This window comes from Caballeronia terrestris (assembly GCF_001544515.1).
Lineage (GTDB): Bacteria > Pseudomonadota > Gammaproteobacteria > Burkholderiales > Burkholderiaceae > Caballeronia > Caballeronia terrestris.
Genome location: NZ_FCOL02000264.1, coordinates 1 through 2,570, shown reverse-complemented (window position 1 = coordinate 2,570; position 2,570 = coordinate 1). Strand labels below are relative to the sequence as shown.

Here is a 2,570-nt window from a genome sequence, read left to right as displayed (position 1 = left end):
CCGCTCAGCACCTTCATGAGAGTGGACTTGCCCGCGCCATTCTCACCGACGATCGCATGGATTTCTCCAGCTTTGACCGTCAGATTGACATTATCGAGTGCTTTGACACCCGGAAACGTCTTGGTGATGCTGCGCATGGACAGGATGGTCTCGTCCGCCACGCCGTCTCCTGAATTTGTGATGTTATGCAGGGTCCGCTAGCCGGAGCGCGCGTGGCGCCTCCGGCGACAGACTTGACTTCGATATTGCCTTACTTGACCTGCGCTTCCGTGTAGTAGCCGCTGTCAATCAGGATCGGCTTCCAGTTGGAGCCATCCACCAGTACCGGGTTGAGCAGATACGACGGAACAACCTTCACACCGTTGTTGTAGGTTTTGGTGTCGTTAACCTCCGGCTGCTTGCCTTGTGCCATCGCGTCGATCATCGCAACCGTCACCTTGGCGAGCTGGCGCGTGTCCTTGAACACGGTTGAGTACTGCTCGTTGTGTAGAATGGACTTGACCGAAGGAATCTCGGCGTCCTGCCCGCTGACGATCGGGCACGGCTGCTGAGCCGTGCAATAACCCACACCCTTGACCGACGACAGAATGCCAATGCTCAGGCCGTCATACGGGCTCAACACGGCGTCGAGCTTGGCATTGCCGTAGTAAGCGGACAGCAGATTGTCCATACGGGCCTGAGCGACGGCGCCATCCCAGCGTAGCGTACCGACCTTGTTCATACCAAACTGCTTGCTGCGCACCACCAGCTTGCCGCTCTTGATGTACGGATCCAGCACGCTCATCGCGCCGTTATAGAAGAAGAAGGCGTTGTTGTCGTCGGGCGAACCACCGAACAGTTCGATATTGAAAGGGCCTTTACCCTGTTTCAGACCGAGCTTGTCAACAATGGACTGCGCCTGCAGCACGCCGACCTTGTAGTTATCAAACGTCGCATAGTAATCGACATCGGCCGTGCCCTTGATCAGGCGATCGTATGCAATGACCTTGATGCCGGCATCGTGCGCCTTTTTGAGCACATCGGTCAGCGTCGTCCCATCGATTGCTGCTATCACCAGCACCTTCGGCTTCTTGGTGACCATGTTCTCGATTTGCGCGAGCTGATTCGGAATGTCATCGTCGCCATACTGGAGATCGGTGGAGTAACCATTCGCCTGCAGATACTTGACCATGTTATTGCCATCGGCAATCCAGCGCGCCGACGACTTGGTCGGCATGGACACAGCAACTAGCCCCTTGTTGTCGGCATTTGCGATACCGATCATTGGCAGCGCCATGACCGCAATTAGGGTTTTCAAGAACAGACGTTTCATCGGTAAGTCTCCTTCGGCGTATGAATGAGTGCCGCTCTGGCCGCGGTCCAGGCGAGCGTATTGTTAAAACACCGCGGATTGATCTTCACTTGTCCGTGTCAGGCCCGCATATAGGTGGTCTCGTTGATGGAACGGAACCGTCCTCATCAAGCCCCGGCTCGCGCGCACTCAAGCTTGCACCCGTCTTGTAGGCCTGCGCCCGGTCACCGTGCGCATATCAGGCGACCACTTCACGCCCCGTCGGGGGATTGTTGCGATACCCCTGTGACGCCGCTGACCCGGCGCCCATTGATGTAATTCGTGTCTCCCGCTCCGGTTTCGCACGTTTTGGTTTTGCCCTCAGGCGGATTGGAAGCAAGTCTACGTCCGGCGTCAGCATGCGTCCAATATAAAAACCCCCTAGCATTGATATCATTTTCGGTATCGCCCGTTGCACTATGCCCTCTACACCCGCTGCACTGAAATCGGCTGGCTGATTGCAGGGCTAGACGGTGGGATCGTGTTTGGCCGGACTCATATACGTATCCGCGCTGGGGGAAGCCGGCGGCCTGCCACCCCATCGACGAATGTCCGGTCCCAATCGAGTACCCGCCGCCCGAACGCCCCGTCAATGTAAGGCACGAATGTCCCTTGATGGCTGCGGATCAACCGGTCGATGCAACACAATCGATGCTGCGTGAGCAGCAGGAATGTTGCAGATGAAATACCGAACCCGGATCTATTACAGCGAGAGCCAGAAAGCGTTAATGTGGGGACTCTGGCGAAAAGGCGAGTCGCTTCAGCATATTGTGCAGCGATTCAATCAAAGTCACTCGTCAGTACAGGGAATTCTGGCGCAGACAGGTGGAATACAGCCGGCACCACGACATCGTTCCAGATTGGCGCTCTCGCTCGCCGAGCGCGAGGAGATATCGCGCTCACTGGTAGCGGGGCACTCGATTCGATCTGTGGCTAGCCGGCTTGGACGGGCCCCTTCCACCATCAGTTGGGAAATCGGGCGGAATGGTGGTTCTCAAGGCTATCGGGCGAATCGAGCTGATGCGCTTGCCTGGGATCGCGCCCGTCGTACAAAGGAATGTAAGCTTGTTAGGAATCGCCAACTCGCCCGGGTCGTGGCGAGCAAACTCCAGTTGCAGTGGTCGCCAGAACAGATTGCCGGTTGGCTCAAGCACTCGTATGCGGTCAACAGGGACTACAAGTGTCTCACGAGACAATCTACCGGAGCCTTTATATACAGGCGCGCGGTGCGCTAAAGAAG

Annotated in this window: 2 protein-coding genes and 1 pseudogene; 1 reads left to right on the top strand and 2 read right to left on the bottom strand. The window is 56.8% G+C overall.

Annotated features, from left to right (window positions below; translation table 11 throughout):
* Together AWB67_RS36270 and chvE are read right to left on the bottom strand one after the other, a co-directional pair.
* Positions 1-137: ATP-binding cassette domain-containing protein (locus AWB67_RS36270; RefSeq protein ID WP_125477847.1), on the bottom strand; the 137-nt coding region annotated here is incomplete at its 3' end.
* A gap of 113 nt (positions 138-250) precedes the next feature.
* Positions 251-1,312 carry a multiple monosaccharide ABC transporter substrate-binding protein gene (gene chvE, locus AWB67_RS36265; RefSeq protein ID WP_087660670.1) on the bottom strand — a complete coding sequence of 354 codons (1,062 nt, stop codon included), beginning with the start codon at positions 1,310-1,312 and terminating at the stop codon, positions 251-253.
* Between the two features lie 698 nt (positions 1,313-2,010).
* Here chvE and AWB67_RS36260 point away from each other — a divergent pair.
* A pseudogene (locus tag AWB67_RS36260) lies at positions 2,011-2,570 on the top strand (transposase); the annotation flags it as partial.

Coding starts and splice junctions, on each gene's coding strand:
- chvE (WP_087660670.1), bottom strand. CDS start 1,312: ATGAAACGTCTGTTCTTGAAAACCCTAATTGCGGTCATGGCGCTGCCA.